The organism is Stenotrophomonas sp. 3(2025) (assembly GCF_052665395.1).
In genome coordinates this window covers 144,551-162,419 of record NZ_JBQOIF010000007.1, presented here as the reverse complement: position 1 = coordinate 162,419, position 17,869 = coordinate 144,551, and the positions used below count along the sequence as shown (strand labels likewise).

Genomic DNA, 17,869 nt, shown 5'->3' with positions numbered 1-17,869 from the left:
CGACGAGGCGCCTCGTTCGGCACAGTCGACTGAACAGGTTCAGCAAGTTGTGACTCCCCTTTCTTAGAGGAACCCGGCATGGACAAACCCTTCAGCGTTGAACGCATCGACCACCTGGTGCTGAGGGTGCGCGATCTGGCCCGCAGCGAAGCCTTCTATGGCCAAGTGCTGGGCTGCGCGGTGGTGCGGCGGCGCGAGCATCTGGGCCTGGTGCACCTGCGCGCGGGTGCATCGATGATCGACCTGATCAGCCTGGATGGCACGCTCGGTCGCCACGGCGGCAGCGGACCGGGCAGCGAAGGGCGCAATGTCGACCACCTGTGCCTGCGCGTGCACCCCTTCGACGAAGCGGCGCTGGTCGCCCACCTGGCCGCCCACGGCGTACCGGTGCCGGGGCCGGCCGAAGTCAACTTCGGTGCCGAGGGCGACGGATTGTCGTTGTACTTCAAGGATCCGGACGGCAACACGGTGGAGTTGAAGGGGCCTGCCAACGGAGCCGCGCAATGACCCGGTCCGCGGCCACGCCGGCGAAGATCGACTTCAAGACGCAGGACAAGGCGCTGTACCGGCCACCGGCCGGCTCGTTCGTGCGGATCGAGGTGCCGCCGATGTCCTTTGTGATGGTCGATGGCCAGGGTGATCCGAACCAGGCGCCGGCCTATCGCGATGCGGTGGAGTGGCTGTACTCGGTCAGCTACGCACTGAAGTTCGCGATGAAGGCCGAAGGACGGGACTGCGTGGTGCCGCCGCTGGAGGGACTGTGGTGGGCCGACGACCCGTCCAGCTTCGTGGCACAGCGCAAGCACGCGTGGCGCTGGACGATGATGATCCGCACGCCGCTGGACGTCGGCGTTCCCCGATTCAACGAAGCGGTGGCCAAGGCATCGAACAAGCGCGGTACCCCGCCGCAGAGCCTGCGCCTGGCGCTTTACGAGGAAGGCCTGTGCCTGCAGACGCAGCATGTAGGCGCCTACGATGACGAGGGCCCGACACTGGCCGAACTGCATGAACGGATCATGCCGGCACAGGGGCTGACCTTCGCCGGGCCGCATCATGAGATCTACCTGGGCGACCCACGCAAGGTAGAGCCTGCTCGCTTGAAAACGGTGCTGCGGCAACCGGTGCGGGCGCGGTGACAGCCGGGCCTCGGGCTGCTCCGTCAGCCGCCCGCACCGGGGAGACGCAGGGTGATCTGCTTGACCGTGGTCACCGACCGCCGTGGGGTGACGTGCCATTGGAGTGCAGCCTCACGGGCGGCGCGATCCAGACAGCATGTCCGCAGGCGGCAGATACCACAGCGCATAGTGGTCGTCCGCATACACCTGCTCGGCAGCGCCAGTACGCTGCAACCGGTCAGCGGCCTGCCAGAGCAGGGTCTGCGTGCCCGTACTCTCTACCGGCGCCCTGCGCACGATCAGAAAGCGCACGTTGGTCGCTCGCAGGAATCGCAGCGTGCTGTCCAGGGAATCCACTGATGCAGGCCGGGTCAGCGCGATGATATCGAAAGGTTCATAGCGCACTGGAAGCCAGAAACCATCACCGCCGATATCACCGACCACACGTGTGCCTGTCTGGTACAACTGGAGTCGCGAGGCGAATTCGGTCATGCCGGTATCACGCCAGGTCGTCTCGCGCCGCAACTGCAGATCGCGCAGCGGGCGATCCATTTTCAGATCAAACGCACGCGTCCCGGGGCCCCACATGCCGGTAACCAGGCACATCAGGGCCGAGGCCGACGCGAACAGATAGAGCAGCACACGTAGTGTGGCTGCGACCGATGGTACAGCTTGCCACCGGGTAGCCACCTGCTGCACCAGAAACCCGCCGTACAGGATCAGGCAGATGACCGGGGTGATGAAGTAGTTGCCATCTGCGCCGGAGGCGGGGATGTACTTGTTGCCCAGGAGCATCGGGAAGAACAGCAGTCCGATGAACAGCACTGGCGCAGCCCGTCGCCACGCCACCGGTGATGCCCACCCCAGGACCAGCGTGGCAAGCGGCAGAAACAACCAGACATTACCGGTCCAAACGATCTGAACCATCGGATAGCGGCGGGGGTCGAAAAGATACGTCAGCAGCGTACTGCCCGGCGGGAGATATACCAGCAGGTCACTGGTAGGCAAGCGCCCAGCGGGAGCCCGTAGCTCCATGCCCCAGCCTGCGAACAGGTCCAGCGCGGCGTTCGGTGCGATCAAGGGCACCCCGGTCAGCCACCACGTCCTGGCGGTGATCAGTATGAACACAACGACGCTGGACAGGGCCAGGATCATCGCCGGCCATGGCAGCGGAGAACGCGGCAAGCTGCGCCGCTGCAACAATGACCGCGCCCCGAACAGGGTCGCCAGCAGGGTCAGCGCCAGCGCGTAGGGAATGTTGGACAGCCGTGCCTGGCTGGCCATCAACGCCGCCGCCAGGGCGATCCAGAACCACGCTGCGCCATGGCCGTGGCGCAGCCGCAGCGCGGCCAGCAATGCGACGCTTAGGAGCCATGCAGCCAGTGCATCCCCCTTGGCCGTCATTGCGACATTGGCGAAGGCCGGCAGCGTCGCCACCAGTGCAATGATCAAAGGGCGCCAAGCACTACGCACGCGCAACTCGCGCAGAATCAGCGAAGCGGTCCCGAGTGTGGCCAGCCAGCACCCGATATTCATGCCAACGACTGCCGGAATACTGCCCAGCAGCGCCAACGGGACATGAAGCATCTCGGTCAGCTTGGGGTAGTAATGGACCGGCGCGGTAAGCCCTTCGCTCAGGAACACGTTGCCACTGGCCAGCAGGACACGGTCAGCTGCCAGACCGTACCAGTTGGAGTCAAACCCAGTAGAGACCGACGCTTTGGCAAACATCACAAGGCACAACGTAGCGATCAATGCCGCCGTTGCAGGTTGGCTGCGCGAGACCCTGCGAACGGAACCAAGCAGCAGCATGATCAAGCGCGGCCCGCGGTAGAACAACAGCGCCGGCAACAACACAAGCACCGCCAACCATCCAAGCTCGGTCATGCTGCCCAGCCCAACAATGGAAGCAAGCCACAGCAACAGGGACCAGCCGATAAGTCCGGCCAGTGCAATCACGACCTGCCCGGACGGCGCACGACCGACCCGTCCGCCCATCAGGATGCCACCGAGGGCGAACAGGCCCTCCAGGTAGACATAGCTGGCGAACATGGCGAAATCGACACCGTGATGGCGCGCGTACAACGCAACTACCGCGATGACAGCCACCGCGCGCGCCGGGCCTCGCAACCATCGCACGGCAGCCGTCAGAGAGGCGAACACTGCCAGTGCCTCCAGCCCCCCCTGCCAAGCAGCGGGCTGACGGATGTGCCAGCCGAAAAGGCCCGGCCCCACCAGCGACCATATGGGCGCTGCCACGAAGACCAGAGCCAACAGGATGACGAAGGACATGCGCCCCAGCGGATAGGTCACGTCGCGTTCCACAGCACAGGAAGCGGCTGAGCTTATTGCAGGTAGCGCAGCGTTGCTACTTTCATGCTTCGACAACAGCCGAACCTGGGACATCGGCATGCAAACATGTAACCCCCGGTGAAGTTCCGGGACATCCACGGAGGATCCGAGAGCATTCAAGGATATGAGGTATTGCCGGACCAGACGCCACCTCGCCCTGCGACCAGGGGCCGGGGTCCGCGCGCCTGCAAACAAAAAGCCCCGACCAGGGCCGGGGCTTATCGCTGTATCTGGTGCCGGAAACAGGAGTCGAACCTGCGACCTACGCATTACGAATGCGCCGCTCTACCAACTGAGCTATTCCGGCTGAGCAGGCGATTTTACGGGCAGCACTGCCCAACGGTCAATCCGCCCGGCCCCTCAACCCGCCGCCACCCGGTTGCCGCACTCCCGCCCCGCCGCAAAATCGGCCAGGTTGCCCAGCGTGATCGCCGAGATCTCCTGCAGCGCCTCCACGGTGAAGAAGCCCTGGTGGCCGGTCACCAGCACGTTGGGGAAGGTCATCAGGCGCTGGAACGCCTCATCGTCGATGATCTCGCCCGACAGGTCCTGGAAGAACAACGCGCTTTCCTGCTCGTAGACATCAATGGCCAGGTGGCCCAGCCGGCGCGACTTCAGCGCGCGGATCACCGCATGGGTATCGACCAGGCCGCCGCGCGAGGTGTTGACCAGCATCGCGCCGGGCTTCATCCGCGCCAGCGAGGCATCGTCGATCAGGTGCTGCGTATCCGGGGTCAACGGGCAATGCAGCGAGACGATGTCCGAGCGCGAGAGCAGCTCGTCCAGTTCAACCATCGCGCCGATCCCGGCGAACGCCGGCGAGGGATACGGATCGTGTCCCAGCACGGTGCAGCCCATGCCGCGGAAGATGCGCGCGGTGGCCAACCCGATCTTGCCGGTACCGACGATGCCCACGGTCTTGCCATGCAGGGTGCGGCCGAGCAGGCCATCGAGCATGAAGTTGCCCTCACGCACGCGGTTGTAGGCGCGATGGGTGTGCCGGTTGAGGGTCATCACCAGCGCCAGAGCGTGCTCGGCCACCGCTTCCGGCGAGTAGGCCGGCACGCGGGCGACGAACAGGCCGAGCGCATTCGCGCTGGCCAGGTCCACATTGTTGAAGCCGGCACAGCGCAGCAGCACCGCGCGTACGCCCAGTGCATGCAGGGCCTGCAGCACCGGTGCATCGAGCCTGTCGTTGACGAACACGCAGACGGCGGCGCAGTCCTGTGCCAGCGCGGCGGTGTGCACGTCCAGCGCCGCGTCGAAATACACGAACTGGAAATCCTGCCCTGCCCCCTCGTGCTGGTTGGCTTCCTCCAGAAAGCGGCGGTCGTAGGGACGGGCACTGAAAACGGCGATCTGCATGGCAAGGTCTGCGCGGAAATCCGCCACGACCATAGCGCACCCGCCCCCTGATGGGGATGGCACCGGCGGCGCGACGGCCGCCGGTGCCGGTACTGCCTTAGTTAGAACGTATAGCCCAGGCCCAGCATCACGCCGTTCTGCAGCTGGCCGTCGCGGCGCTCGCCCACGTAGTCGACCATCACCGACAGGCGATCGGTGGCGCGGCTGGTCACACCTAGGTTCCAGGCCAGCACCTGCTCGCCCACGGTCTGGCTGCTGGCACCGAACACCAGGTCCGGCGCAGCGGCGAAGCCGGTGCTGTAACGGGCCTGGGTGTCGCCCAGTTCCTTCTGCCAGACCACGCGCGCGCGCGGAGTGATGCGCTCGCCGTTGTTGCCCTCGAAGGTCTTGAACACCTGCAGGCCCGCACCGACGCGGATGCTTTCCAGGCTGTCACCACGCCCCACCAGTGCGCCGGCTCCCTGCCCTTCATTGAAACGGGTGGCCGAGGTGCGCGCGTAATCGACCACCGGTAGCAGCGGCTGGATCACCACGCCCTTGGCGGTGGTGAACGAGAAGCCGTGCTCCAGCCGGGCCGAGATCGCATCGTTGTTGTACTTGGCACGCAACGGAGCCTGCAGGCCGTCGATGCCATCGATGCTGCGGCGGGTGTCGTGGCGCAGGTCGGTATAGCGCACCGAGGCCGACAGGTAACCCCGCGAGTAAGTGGCATCCAGGTAGCCGCCCACATCCAGCGCACGCACGTCGCCGGTGAAACCGGAACCATCGCGGCCCTTGGTCGACATGTCCGCCGCGGCAACGCTGACGCCCAGCGTCACCCGGTCATCGGCCAGCTGCGTATCGGCACCGAGCACGATGCCGCCGACGGTATGGCTCAGGCCGGCCACGCCGCCCTCGCCATCGATGCGGCCGTGGCTGCCGAAACCGCGGCCCCAGAGGCCATGGCTGCGCGCCGCTTCGCCGCCGAAGTTGGTGCTGCCACCGCCCGCCCCCGCCGGCTCCACCAGATGCAGCGCCAACTGGTTGAACAGGCTGCCATTGGCCATGCCCGGCTGTGCCGACGCCGCCTGCGCGGCCTGTGCGGCCAAGCCACCGGCATCTCCGCTGCCGCTGCGCCGTGCGGCCTGGTGCTGCTGCACCACGCTGCCGATGCTGCCGACCAGCGCGTTGTCGGCCAGGCGCAGGCTGGCATGGCCATCACCACGCAGTGCACCGGCCTGCTGGGCGATCACATCGCGGTCAGCGAACTGCAGCGCCCCCAGCAGCGGCTTCAGCCCGGCATCCTGGCGCTGGCCGGCAGTGGCCAGTGCTCGGCCGAGTCCATCGTTGCCATTGTTGCCAGTGAGCTGCGCGAGCTGGTCGAAGCCGGGGTTTGCGGTCAGCGACAGGCCTTCGGCGGTCTGGTTGATGTTGAAGCTCAGCAGCGAATTGTGGCGCGGCCGGAACACCTCGCCGTCGGTGATGCCGGCCGTATAGCCGGTGTCACCCAAGCGCACCGCATCGGTGAAACCGCCCTGGTAGATCGGGCCGCTCACCAGCTCACGCTGGTAGTTGCCGGCGTAGAAACCCTGCGCCACGTTCAGTTCAAGATGAGCGCCCGGCGAGATGACCAGCGCACCCTCGTTGGCGCCGCCGTCGTAGAAGTCGCCCACACGCAGGCGCCCGGCCTGGGAGCCGCCGGCTTCAGTCACGTCGAACAGCACCTTGCCGCCCGGCATGATGTTGACGTAGCCGTGGGTGACCAGATCACCACCACGCGGCATCAGGGTGCCGTACACGCGCAGGCGGTTGAAGCCATCCTCGCGGTACGACGGGCCGGTGGCATCGAGCAGTGCGCTCGAGTCGGTGGCAACCGAGGCGATGTCGCCGTGACCGACCACCATGCCGGCCGCCAGCACGCGCAGCTCCGGCGTGCGCAGGGCACCGCCTTCCAGGGCGATGGTGCCGTTCTCCACCAGCATGAAATCGGCGCCGGTGGTTTCGGCGGTGCGCCAGGTGCCGCCCTTGGCGACGCGGATCACGCCAGCCGAATTGCCCAGCGTGGAGGCGTCCAGTTCATCCAGGCGCAGCTGGCCCAGAAGGAGCTGCTGTGTACCAGGATCGTTGAGGTAATCCTGCACCGAAGCCGGGCCGATGCCGTTCGGGCCGGCGCCGGAGCGGTTGTAGATGTTCACCGCATAGTTGATGTACGTGGTGGCGAAGTCGGTATCGTTCCAGCGCGCGAAGTCGTCATCGACGAACGCCTGCAGCTGGCGCGCAGTGCGCAGGTAGCCTGGATTGATGTCGCCGCTGACATTGCCGGTGACCGTCAGGGTATCGCCCGGATCGCGGTAACCGGCGGCGGTGATGATGTTGTTGCTGTAGATGTCCTGGCCGGGGAAGGTCTCCAGCCTGCGGCCGCTGCCATCGGGATCGAAGCTGACCGAAGCGCCGGTGGTCCGGGCCGGGTCGCGGAACACTAGCAGGCCGTTGGGCTGCACCACCTCGTACATGGCCTTGTGCAGCAGGCCGGCATCCATGCCGCCGCCGTAGTTGCCGGTGTAGATCTCGGTCATCCGCGGCGACGGCGTGTAGATCACCTTGCCACTGTTGCTGGCAGCGTGGATCTGCACCGAGTCGACCAGCGGCAGGTCGCCGGCCAGGTAACGTTCGACGCCACCGGACTGCATGATCGAGCAGGACGAGATGCAGTGGCCGGACACGATGGTGTTCAGGCCGTTGGTGCGGATCACTCCCTGCAGCCACTCACCCGCGATCAGCGCGCCACCATTGGAGGTGCGCAGCACGACTTCGCGGATCGGGCGGCCTTCGGCCTGCGCTTTGGCCAGCAGCGCCGGCAGCGCAACGACGTCGGCGACGGTGACACCGCCACTCAGCACGACGCGATCGCCCTGCACGTGATAGTTCATTGCCATGACGTCATCCATCTGGCCCAGGGTCGCGATACCCACCAGGCCTGCCAGGGCGATGCTCAACTTCGAATGCTTCATTGCGTTCTCTCTCTCCGCCCGCACCACGCGGGTCGAAAGCAGAACGCAGCAGCGGGCTCGACGCCCCCAGTCGACGGCGAGAAAAAACATGAATGCATTCACAATGGAAATGCGGGAGAAACGTGGGCTTCCCCATCCGGTCACCGTCGCGTAAAACTCGGTGACGCGTCCGTCATCGTCGTCCGAGGCCCTCCCCTGTCCGCGCCCTCCCCTTTGCTCCGTCCTGCGCCGGATCTGCCCGGGGTTCCGGATGCCTTCATCGCATTCGTGTGCGAGGAACGCGCGCCGCTGTGCGCTTTCCTGCGCGCCCGCGGTGTCGGCCCCGAGGATGCCGAGGACATCGCCCAGGACTGCATGGAGCGCCTGATCCGCTACCGCGCGCATGGCACCGAGGAGCTGCGGCTGCTGCTGTACCGCATCGCCCGCAACCGCCTGGCAGACCGCGGGCGCTCGCCACAATCGCGCAACCACCTGTCGCTCACCGAACGCGACGGCAACGAAGAAGCCGCCAGTGCTTCTCCTGATCCGCTGCGTCAGGCAGAATCCGGGCAGATGCTCGCCCTGCTGCGCCAGGCACTGTTCAAGCTGCCCGAACGTGCCCGCGAGGTGTATCTGCTCAACCGCATCACCGGGATGAGCTATACACAGATCGCCCGGCATTGCGGCATCACCGCCAAGACCGTGGAAAAACACATTGCCCGTGCATTGCAGGGCCTGCGCAAGGAGCTGGGCCCCGATCCTCTCCACAATGATGGAGATGCCGAATGATCCGCAACGACAACAGGGATGACACGTTGCTTTTTGAACACGCAAGCGCCTGGGTAGCCCGGCTGGACGCCCCCGACTGCAGCGCCGAGGAACGGCAGTCCTTCGAGGACTGGCTGGCCGAGGATCCGGCACATGTCAGCGCGTGGGTACAGGCCGAGAAACTGCACCAGCGCAGCGCCGGCCTGGCCAGCGACCCGTGGCTGCGCACCGCCGCCGCGCGTGCGTCACGCCGGCCGCAGCGGCGTTGGCTGCCCGGTGTCGCCGCCGCTGCAGGCGTGTGCCTGGCCGTTGGCCTGGGCTGGATGCTGTACACCGATGGCAATCCCACACCGCTGACCTACGCCAACGCCAGCCTGCTGCCGCAGCAGCGCACCCTGGCCGATGGCAGCATCGCCACGCTCGACGCCGGCACCACGCTGACCGCACGCTTCGGCTGGCGCAAGCGCGAACTGGCGCTGGAACACGGTCGCATCCAGCTGCAGGTCGAACCGTCATCGCGCTCGCTGCGGGTGCAGGCCGGCGGCAGTTCGATCCGCGACATCGGCACCACCTTCCAGGTTGAACGCCTGGCTGACGGCCGGGTCGAGGTCGCGCTGCTGGAAGGCGTGGTGGAAGTCACCAGTGGCAGCGCGCAGCACACGCTCTCACCGGGCCAGCAGCTGCAGGTCCTGGCCTCCGGCAAGATCCAACCGGGCCCGCAGCTGTCCTCGACCGCCGCCGCCGAGGCCTGGCCACAGGGCCGGCTGGTGTTCGACGGCACGCCTCTGGCCACCGTGGTCGAACGCATGAACCGCTATGGCACCACGCCACTGGTGGTCGCCGACCCGGACATCGCCGACCTCGCGGTCAGCGGCACCTTCCGCGCAGGCGATGCGCATGAACTGCTTTCCGCCCTGGAACTGGGGTGGTCCATTGCTGGCCAGCCGCGCTCGGATGGCGCGCTGGAACTGCGCCGCACCTACTGAGGCGGCGGCCGATGCCGGCGCCGGGTGTGCTTCGTTGGGACGTGCTGCGCTGGGACGTGCTGCGCTGGGGTCTGCTGCAGGCCCTGCTGTGCGTTGTGCTGGTGCCCGGTGTGGCGGCAACGGCGGCGTCAGCAGAAGCCGTCACCCAGGTCGAGTACCGTATCGCTCCCGGCGCCCTGCCGCCGGCCCTGCAGCAATGGGCACGCCAGAGTGGCATTGCCCTGGTGTTCGACGCACGTGAGCTGACCGGCCTGCGTACCGGCGGTGTCGCCGGCTCGCTGGCGCCGGCCGCCGCACTGAAGCAGCTGGTCGCCGGCATGCCGGTGAACATCCTGCAGACTCCCAGCGGCGGATTCGTGGTGCGCCGGCACGCTGCCCCACCTGCACTGGTCGCACAACCCGTACGGCGGTCACCGCCGCCGGCGCCAGCCAAGCCGGTGCAGGTGGAACTGGCGCCGATCCATGTCACCGGCAGCCGCCTGCCGCGCACCTCCGTGCAGACCACGCTGCCGGTAACGGTGATCGACCGCGAGGACATCCTGCGCAGCGGCTACGGCACGCTGTTCGACCTGTTGCGCCACCTGCCCGGCATGAACGGCCATCCGCCATTGAGCACCTCGCGCAGCGGGGACTCGCTGTACCTGCCGGTCGGCGCGGCCGCCACCACCAGCCTGGACGGCATGGGCCCGCGCGCAACCCTGTTCCTGGTCAACGGCCGGCGCCTGCCGCGGTATCCGATGGTGTCGCTGGAAGAAGGCGGGCTGACCGATCTGGGAGGCATTCCGCTCAGCTTCGTCGAGCGCATCGAGCTGGTGCGTGGCGGTGCTTCGGCCATCTACGGCGCCGATGCGATGTCCGGCGTGGTCAACATCATTCTGCGTGACCAGGCCGAGGGACCGGAAGCCACGCTGCAATCGGGTGCCAGCAGCCGCGGTGATGGCGATCAGTACCGGCTGCAGGCGGCCACGGGCGGCCTGCGCGAAGGCGGCGACCGCTGGTTCGCCGGCATCGATCTGCATCGCCTGCAGCATGTGGCCGGTGACCAGCGCGACTGGCATGCGGAAACCTCGCTGTACCCGATCGGGCTGATCATGCCCAACGGTGATTACTACCCGGCCACGCAGTGCCATCCGCCATTGCAGCGCGAAGACGACGGCTGCTGGTTCGACAACGCGCGCCCGCGCTCGCTGCAACCGGCGTCGGAAACGCTGTCCGGCTACCTGCGTTATCGCCACGAGCGCGGTGACGGACGCTACGCCTACGTGGAAGCACGCGCCAGCCACAACCGCCAGCGTTTTGAACTGGGCCCGACCGCCGTTGCCCTCAATTTCAGCCGTGGCGCGATCCTCAACGTGGTCCTGCAGGAAGGTGGCGAGGTGCGCCCGCGCGTGCATGCCACCGAAGGCGACATCAGTTTCGGCATGGGCCGTGAGCGCGCCGGCCGCAGTTGGGATGCCGGCCTCAGCGCGCAGCGCAGCCAGGTGGACCTGCGCACCGAAGGCACCGTTCGCAGCGAACGCCTGCTGGAAGCCACGCGAACGCTGGATTTTCTGCCGGGCTTTTCCACCCTGCCACCGGGGCTGGCAGAGGAGCTGTTCCCGGCCATCCACAACCGCGGGCGTACCGAGCAGCTGCAGGGTTGGTGGGGCATGCAGCGCACGTTGATGACACTGCCCGGCGGACCAGCGCAACTGGCCACCGGTATCGATCTGCGCCGCGAGCGCTGGACCTCGCTGCCCGATCCGCTGCTGGGCAAGGGCGAACTGGCGCTGGGACTGCCGATGGAACAACGCCGGCTGTCGCGGCAGAGCAACGCCGCTTACGCCGAAGTGGGTCTGCCGTTGGCACAGACACTGCGTCTGGACGTTGCTGCACGGCTGGACCGCGATGGCGGTGACACCGCGTTTTCGCCGCGTGCCGGCCTGCGCTGGAGCCCGAGCCCGCACTGGTCGTTCCTGCTGGCCAGTGGCCGCGGCTACCGCGCCCCCAGCATCTTCGAGCGGCGGCGGCCGCCGGGCTACTTCGGCCTGTATGGCCTGCCCGCATCGGAGTCCCTGCCGCCGTGCGCGCGCCCGCTGCGCGATGGCGGCTGCGCGGTGGAAGTGCAGGTGGTGGAGAACGATGGGCTGAAAGCCGAGACCTCGCGCAGCCACTCGCTGGCCGCCAGCTGGACACCCAATGATGCGTTCTCGCTGTCACTGACCCACAACATCGTCGAACTGCGCAACGAGATCCTCGCCCTGCAACCCAGTGATGCACTGTGGAATCCCGGCACCTGGGAGCTGGATGAGCAGGGTCGCCTGCGTGATCTTCGCCTGTCATTCGACAACATCGGCCGCACCACCTCGCGCAACTGGGTACTGCGTGGCGAGTACCGGGTGGATACCGGCCGCAACGGGCAGTGGCTGTTCTCGCTGGATGCGTTGAAACAGCAGGAGCTGCGTCGTGATCGCGGCCATGGCGAATCGGTGGACCTGCGCGGGCATGCCACGCCGGCGAACGCGGGCATCCTCAACGTGCAGTGGCAGAACCCGTCCTGGGACATCGCCCTGCGGGGCAACCGCGTCGGCCGCACCCGCGCATGGCTGGCCGGTGAAGCGTGCGCGCAGGAGCAGCATGACCAGGGCCGTTGCATGAACCCGGCGCAGCTGCGCTGGAACCTGCATCTGGCGCGGCGGCTGAGCCCGCGCGTGATTGCCGCACTGGACGTGCACAACCTGCTTGATGCGCGGCCGGTGAACCACCTGGTCGGCAGCGGCGGGCAGATGCCCGGGCTGGACGATCCACTCGGGCGCTACTTCCTGCTGACCCTGCAGTTCCGCTGAGCGTAGTACCCTACGCCGCCTGTTCCACGGCGTCGAAGGCGAGTCATGAAAGCCTACCTCTGGTTCCTGGGCGCGCTCATGCTGTTCTTCGCGCTGCCCTTCCCCTGCCTGCTCTACTTCGGCACCAGCTGGCCGCTGGAAGCGGGCGACCGCAGCGCGCCTTGGCTGGCACTGACCCTGCTGGCGACGTCGCTGACCCTGTGGCTGGTGCTGCTGTACGCCTTCCTGCATTACCTGCTGCTGGCGCCACCCCGTGCGTTGCAACGTGTGCGCGGCATCCTGGCCGACGGCACGCCACGCAGCGCACGCATCGAGCAGGCCGAACAGACCGGCGTGCAGGTGCGCGGCTTCGCGCAGTGGCGGCTGCAGCTGGCCTTCGACAATCTGTCCGGCACGCCGATCACCGAAACGCTGGTCGTGGTCGACAGCAAGCCACAGCTGCAGCGCTTCACCGTGGGCAACCCGCTGGAGGTGCTGCTCAGCCGCACGCCCGGCCCCGCGCCCAACCTGATGCTGGCAGGATCGCAACCGGAACTGGACCGCGCCAGCCTGTGGCGCCGCGGCATCGGCGGCCTGATCGGCATTGTCGTGGTCGCTGCCGCGTACGTCATGGCCTATCGCCTGCAGAGCGATGGACTGGGCTGGACGTTCCTGGGCTTCGGCCATCCGCTGCTGGTCTGCCCGCTGGTGCTGTGCGGCTACCTGATCGGCCTGCGTCTGCTGGCGCGCCTGCTGGCCGGCACACTGCAGATCGACGCGCGCGGCGAAGCGCTCAAGTACCGTGGTATCGGCGCCGAAGCGCAGGTGCTCGACGTGCGCCAGACCGGCACCTACGTCAACGAACAACCACAGGTCGAGTTCAAGCTGGAGTATCTCGACCGCGAGGGCAACCTGCAGCAGGCCAGCGTGCGCCGCTTCGTTGCGCCGCTCGAACTGGCCAACATCCCGCGCGGGCAGGTCGACATCCTCTACGACCCGGATGATCGCCGCAGCGTGCGCATGGAGCACGCGTGAAGCGGCCCGTGTCCACGCCGCTGGTGTTCGCCGGGGTGGTGCTGGCCCTGGCCGGTGCCGCCACGGCGGGCGGCGCATTGCAGACCGTCAACGCGACCCTGCGCGGCGCCGCATCGACCGTGCCTGCGGATGCGATGCAACAAGACCCATGGGAACAACCGTTGCGCACGTCGGCCATCGCAACGCCACGGGCGGCGCCCGAACCGATGCAGGTGCCCGGGCGCGCGCGGCCGAACCTGCTGCTCGACGCCGAGCGCCTGCAGGCTGCACGGCAGGCGCTGGAAGCGATGCCCGGACTGGCCGGCGAACGCCTGGTCGTCTTCCACAGCATCCACTTCCATGACGACGGCCGCATCGACATCGACCTGGTCGATCCAAAGCAGCCGGGCCACGTAGATAGTTACCACTACCAACGTGGACAATGGCGCAAGGGCGATGCGGTGAATCCGCAGCAGTTCGCGCCGACCATCACCCTGCGCCGCAGCAGCACTGCATTGGCAAACATCGATTTCGATGCCGTGCCACGGGTGACGCAGGCCCTGCAGCAACAGCGCAATGCCCTGATGCGCACGCCGGCCGACGTCGGTCATGTGTATGTGGTCATCCGCAAGGGCGGCAAGCTGGTGTGGTTGCCGGATGAAGTGGCCGGCGACCGCCAGACCGTGCGCCTGCGCTACGACGCCAAGGGCACCCTGCAGTAGAAAAAGGGCTATCTCACCGAGCGGGCGATGGCGTACTGCGCAGCGTAGTAGGTGGACAGCACCAGCAGGCTGGCCATCGGCAGGCCACCGCCGAAGCGATCCCACGCCAGCAGGGAATCACTGGCCACGAACAGCAGTGCGCCAGCGGCAGCCCAACGCGCGCTGCCCGCTTCCAGTGCGTCGACGTGTGGCCGCTTCCAGTAGCGGGCCAGTGCCAGCACTGCCATCAGCGCCAGCACCACGACATAGGCCAGCACCGGAACGCGCATCGGCAGCGGTAGATGCGGCCACAGGCCGGTTACGTTGATCGCAGCGAATGCGGCCAGCAGCACGAAGGCTGCGAGCAGTCCGCGACCCGCGCGCAGGCCGGCTCGGAACGCGGCGATGTAGCACAGATGCGCCAGCAGGAAGGCCACCAGGCCCGGCACGAACGCGTCGAACGGCAGCATCAGTGCGATGTCGCCCACGCAGGACAACAGCATGCCGGCCAGCACCATGCGCCGATAGAACGCATCGGCCGCCGGCCGCACCTGCCAGGCGATGGCGGCGATCAGCAGCGTGGTCGCCGGCTTGGCCAACCAGTGCAGCCAGCGCCCGTCGCCGTCCAGGTAGGCGCCGATGATGGCCAGCACGGCCACCACCAGGATCAACCCATCGCGCGTGCGCAGCTTCATCGTGCCTTCCACAGCTCTGCAAGGCGATCCGGGCGGCCGGCGATGCGCTCCAGCACCGGATACTGCAGGCCGCCGTGGTAGTCGATCTTCATCGTGTCGATGCGGTCGAACTGCTTGACCAGCAGCGTGACCGGGGCCTTGTCAGTGGCGGCTGCAGCCACCGCATCCTTCAAGCGCTGGCTGCTGTATTCGCGACCACCAACGGCGATCACCTTCATGCCCGGCGCCAGGCCGGCATTGAACGCCGGGCTGTCCCAGACCACGTCACCGACCACGCCACTGTCGAGCACCGTCGCTCCCAGCGAGTAAGCCAGCAGCGCTGCCTTCGCGCGCTTTTCCTGCGCCTTGTAGGCCTCGTTCGGCGCATCGCGGTAGACCAGCTTCCAGCCCGCCAGTTCCAGGCCGCCGGTCAGCGATCCGTGCCCGTCCAGGCGTTGGCGCAGGAAGCTCGCCCAGTCGTACGGCGCGATGCCGTTGAGGGTCGCCACCACGTCATCGAAGGTGTACGGATTGACGTCCCAATCGCCGTTGCCGACGCCGAAGAAGGCACGCGCGAAGTCATCCAGGCTGCGCCGGTTGCCGGTCAGTCCACGCAGCTTGCCCTCCACCTCCAGCCACAGCATCTGCCCGCCGGAGTAGTAGTCCTCGCTCATCTGGTAGTTGCGGTACGGCAGGGTGCGACGCTGGGCGATGGTCGGGTCGTTGGTGGTGTCCTGCAGCGGGCGCCAGGCCAGGCCCGGGCGACCACGATCATAGGTGGCCGCCACGTTGGCCAGCATGTCGCGCGCCTGCTCGCTGGACCACAGCCCCGAACGTGCGGCCAGTACCTGGCCCCAGAACTGGGTCTGCCCTTCGTACACCCACAACAGGCTGTCGCCCATCGGTGTATTGAAGTTGGCCGTGGCCAGGTCGGCACCGCGACGGTACTTGCCGTTCCACGAGTGGGTGTACTCATGCGGCAGCAGGTCGCGCATCCACGCGTTGCTGTCCCACTCGGTGAAGTAGCCCGGGTCGGCGCTGTTCTCGCTGGAACGATGGTGTTCCAGGCCGATGCCGCCGAGGCGATCGGTCAGCGCAAGCAGGAACTCGTAGTGGTCAAAGTGGCGCGCGCCGTACAGCTTGTCCGCCTGCTGCACCAGCGCTCGGTGCGCCTTCAACTGCGCGTCGGTCGGCTTCAGCGATTTGGCATCGTCGGCGAAGACGTTCAGATGCACCGGCGCCTTCGCGCCCGGGTCGAGGTCGATGCGCTGGTGATGCTCACCGGCAAACAGCGGCGAATCGACCAGGTGGTCATAGGAAATCGGCTTGAACACCACGGTGTCGCCATCGCGGCGTGCGGTTTCCAGTGCCGTCGCGTAGGCCCAGCCCTTGGGCAGGGTCACGCTGGCCTGCGCCTGCAGGTTGCGCGCGTCCACGCCGGCCGGATACAGCGAATTGGCGTTCCACTGCAGGTTGAGCATTTCCGGGGTCATCACCACCCGGCCCTGGCTGCCTCCCTGCGAAGACAGGAAATCGAAGTGGGCGACGATCTCGCTCACGCCCGCCGGCACATCCACCTTGAACGCGTACACGTTGTACTGGTCGCGCTGCCAGGCCAACGGCTTGCCGTTGGCGGTCACCCGAAGGCCGGCCAGTTTGTCGATCGGGCCGGTGGGCGAATGGTTGCCGGGAATCCACTGCGGGTACAGCAGGGTCATCGGGCCGGGCTTGGCCGGCACGGTGGCGGTCACCTTGAAGATGCGCCGGGCGAGGTCGCGTGCATCGACGTCGATGCGCAGCAGGCCGGGGGCGGCGGTATCACCCGGTGGCGGAGTCTGCGCCAACGCGGGCGTGGTCGCCAGCGCGAACAGCACGGACATCACCAGGGCACGGGTTTTCATCGGCGACTTCCAGCAGTGAAGGATTCCCCGATGCTAGGCCTGTGAGATGCCGAGCCCCATGGCCGAAGGTCATGGTCAGTGGCGCATCGACCAAATGCGGCAAAGCCTCATCGGAGCGTTGGCGATGACTGACAGCATCCACGCATGGCGTGGAACTACTGGAAAGCAGAGCAGTACGGGGTAGATCCACGCCATGCGTGGATGACGTACAGCCGACAATGCGAACCAGGGTTCGCATCCACCCGCAGCGCTGTCACTCAGTCGACCAGACGCAGGCGCAGTTCCTTTGGCAGCGCGAACACCATCGATTCCGGCTCGCCATCCAGCTCGCCCACGCCGGTCGCGCCCAGCTCGGCCAGACGCGCCAGCACGCCATCGACCAGCACCTGCGGTGCCGAGGCACCAGCGGTCACGCCGATATGCTGCTTGCCCACCACCCAGGCCGGGTCGATCTCGTGTGCACCGTCGATCAGGTAGCTCTCCACGCCTTCACGGCGAGCCAGCTCGCTCAGGCGGTTGGAATTGGAGCTGTTCGGCGAACCGACCACCAGCACCAGGTCGCAGCGCTTGGCCAGGTCGCGCACGGCGTCCTGGCGGTTCTGCGTGGCGTAGCAGATGTCGTCGTTCTTCGGCCCCTGCATCGCCGGGAAGCGCTCGCGCAGCGCATCGATGATGCCGCGCGTGTCATCCACCGACAGCGTGGTCTGGGTGGTGTAGGCGAAGTTTTCCGGCTGGTTGATCTGCAACGTGGCCACCTGCTCCACGTCCTCGACCAGGTAGATCTGGCCGGTGCCCGCTTCGCGGTTCCACTGGCCCATCGTGCCCTCCACTTCCGGATGGCCGGCATGGCCGATCAGCACCACGTCACGGCCGGCACGGCAGTGGCGGGCGACTTCGAAGTGGACCTTGGTCACCAGCGGACAGGTGGCATCGAACACCTTCAGGCCACGCCGCTCGGCTTCCTGGCGCACGGCCTGGGACACGCCATGGGCGCTGAAGATGACGGTGTTGTTGTCCGGCACTTCGTCGAGTTCCTCGACGAAGATCGCGCCGCGCTGCTTCAGGTCATCGACCACGAAGCGGTTGTGCACCACTTCATGGCGGACATAGATGGGCGCGCCCAGCGTTTCGATCGCGCGCTTGACGATCTCGATCGCACGATCGACACCGGCACAGAATCCACGCGGGTTGGCGAGCAGCACATCCATCAGTTCAGTCTC

13 protein-coding genes and 1 tRNA gene are annotated in these 17,869 nt (G+C 67.0%); 7 read left to right on the top strand and 7 right to left on the bottom strand.

Translation table 11 applies throughout. The features are described from left to right. Positions 1 to 78 precede the first annotated feature (78 nt). Together ACUXVE_RS07880 and ACUXVE_RS07875 are read left to right on the top strand one after the other, a co-directional pair. Entirely contained in the window at positions 79 to 507 is a 429-nt protein-coding gene (locus tag ACUXVE_RS07880; protein ID WP_445514164.1) for a VOC family protein, read from the top strand. Further along, positions 504 to 1,136, top strand: a complete 633-nt coding sequence (locus tag ACUXVE_RS07875; RefSeq protein WP_445514163.1) for a GyrI-like domain-containing protein — start codon at positions 504 to 506, stop codon at positions 1,134 to 1,136. Before ACUXVE_RS07880 ends, ACUXVE_RS07875 begins: the two co-directional genes overlap by 4 nt. 111 nt (positions 1,137 to 1,247) lie before the next feature. On the opposite strand, the gene ACUXVE_RS07870 is transcribed toward ACUXVE_RS07875, so the two are convergent. The 4 genes from ACUXVE_RS07870 to ACUXVE_RS07855 all read right to left on the bottom strand — a co-directional run bounded on the left by ACUXVE_RS07870 (position 1,248) and on the right by ACUXVE_RS07855 (position 7,822). Beyond that, positions 1,248 to 3,428 carry a hypothetical protein gene (locus tag ACUXVE_RS07870; RefSeq protein ID WP_445514162.1) on the bottom strand — a complete coding sequence of 727 codons (2,181 nt, stop codon included), beginning with the start codon at positions 3,426 to 3,428 and terminating at the stop codon, positions 1,248 to 1,250. 270 nt (positions 3,429 to 3,698) lie between these two features. Continuing rightward, a tRNA-Thr gene (locus ACUXVE_RS07865) sits at positions 3,699 to 3,774 on the bottom strand. Between the two features lie 53 nt (positions 3,775 to 3,827). Beyond that, on the bottom strand, positions 3,828 to 4,832 hold the full coding sequence (locus ACUXVE_RS07860) for a 2-hydroxyacid dehydrogenase (protein WP_445514161.1): 1,005 nt from the start codon (positions 4,830 to 4,832) through the stop codon (positions 3,828 to 3,830). Between the two features lie 101 nt (positions 4,833 to 4,933). Then, positions 4,934 to 7,822 (bottom strand): autotransporter domain-containing protein, encoded by a 2,889-nt coding sequence (locus ACUXVE_RS07855; RefSeq protein WP_445514160.1) that lies wholly within the window; start codon positions 7,820 to 7,822, stop codon positions 4,934 to 4,936. Positions 7,823 to 8,089: 267 nt separating this feature from the next. On the opposite strand from ACUXVE_RS07855, the gene ACUXVE_RS07850 reads away from it, so the two are divergent. Genes ACUXVE_RS07850 through ACUXVE_RS07830 form a run of 5 tightly spaced genes read left to right on the top strand, consistent with a single transcriptional unit; the run spans position 8,090 to position 14,095 of the window. Beyond that, positions 8,090 to 8,590 carry an RNA polymerase sigma factor gene (locus ACUXVE_RS07850; protein ID WP_222390294.1) on the top strand — a complete coding sequence of 167 codons (501 nt, stop codon included), beginning with the start codon at positions 8,090 to 8,092 and terminating at the stop codon, positions 8,588 to 8,590. Further along, entirely contained in the window at positions 8,587 to 9,555 is a 969-nt protein-coding gene (locus ACUXVE_RS07845) for a FecR family protein (protein WP_222390296.1), read from the top strand. Before ACUXVE_RS07850 ends, ACUXVE_RS07845 begins: the two co-directional genes overlap by 4 nt. Positions 9,556 to 9,581: 26 nt before the next feature. Beyond that, positions 9,582 to 12,380: a TonB-dependent receptor domain-containing protein gene (locus tag ACUXVE_RS07840; protein ID WP_445514159.1), complete on the top strand. Its 2,799-nt coding sequence runs from the start codon at positions 9,582 to 9,584 to the stop codon at positions 12,378 to 12,380. 45 nt (positions 12,381 to 12,425) lie between these two features. Then, a complete protein-coding gene (locus ACUXVE_RS07835) occupies positions 12,426 to 13,394 on the top strand; it encodes a hypothetical protein (RefSeq protein WP_445514158.1) in 969 nt (322 codons plus the stop codon). Beyond that, positions 13,391 to 14,095 (top strand): hypothetical protein, encoded by a 705-nt coding sequence (locus ACUXVE_RS07830; protein ID WP_445514157.1) that lies wholly within the window; start codon positions 13,391 to 13,393, stop codon positions 14,093 to 14,095. Before ACUXVE_RS07835 ends, ACUXVE_RS07830 begins: the two co-directional genes overlap by 4 nt. Before the next feature lie 8 nt (positions 14,096 to 14,103). On the opposite strand, the gene ACUXVE_RS07825 is transcribed toward ACUXVE_RS07830, so the two are convergent. The 3 genes from ACUXVE_RS07825 to ispH all read right to left on the bottom strand — a co-directional run bounded on the left by ACUXVE_RS07825 (position 14,104) and on the right by ispH (position 17,857). Next, entirely contained in the window at positions 14,104 to 14,769 is a 666-nt protein-coding gene (locus ACUXVE_RS07825) for a lysoplasmalogenase (RefSeq protein ID WP_445514156.1), read from the bottom strand. After that, positions 14,766 to 16,649, bottom strand: a complete 1,884-nt coding sequence (locus ACUXVE_RS07820) for a M61 family metallopeptidase (RefSeq protein WP_445514155.1) — start codon at positions 16,647 to 16,649, stop codon at positions 14,766 to 14,768. The genes ACUXVE_RS07825 and ACUXVE_RS07820 overlap by 4 nt, the downstream gene beginning before the upstream one ends. 257 nt (positions 16,650 to 16,906) lie before the next feature. Beyond that, positions 16,907 to 17,857 (bottom strand): 4-hydroxy-3-methylbut-2-enyl diphosphate reductase, encoded by a 951-nt coding sequence (gene ispH / locus ACUXVE_RS07815; protein ID WP_093817647.1) that lies wholly within the window; start codon positions 17,855 to 17,857, stop codon positions 16,907 to 16,909. Positions 17,858 to 17,869: the final 12 nt, after the last annotated feature.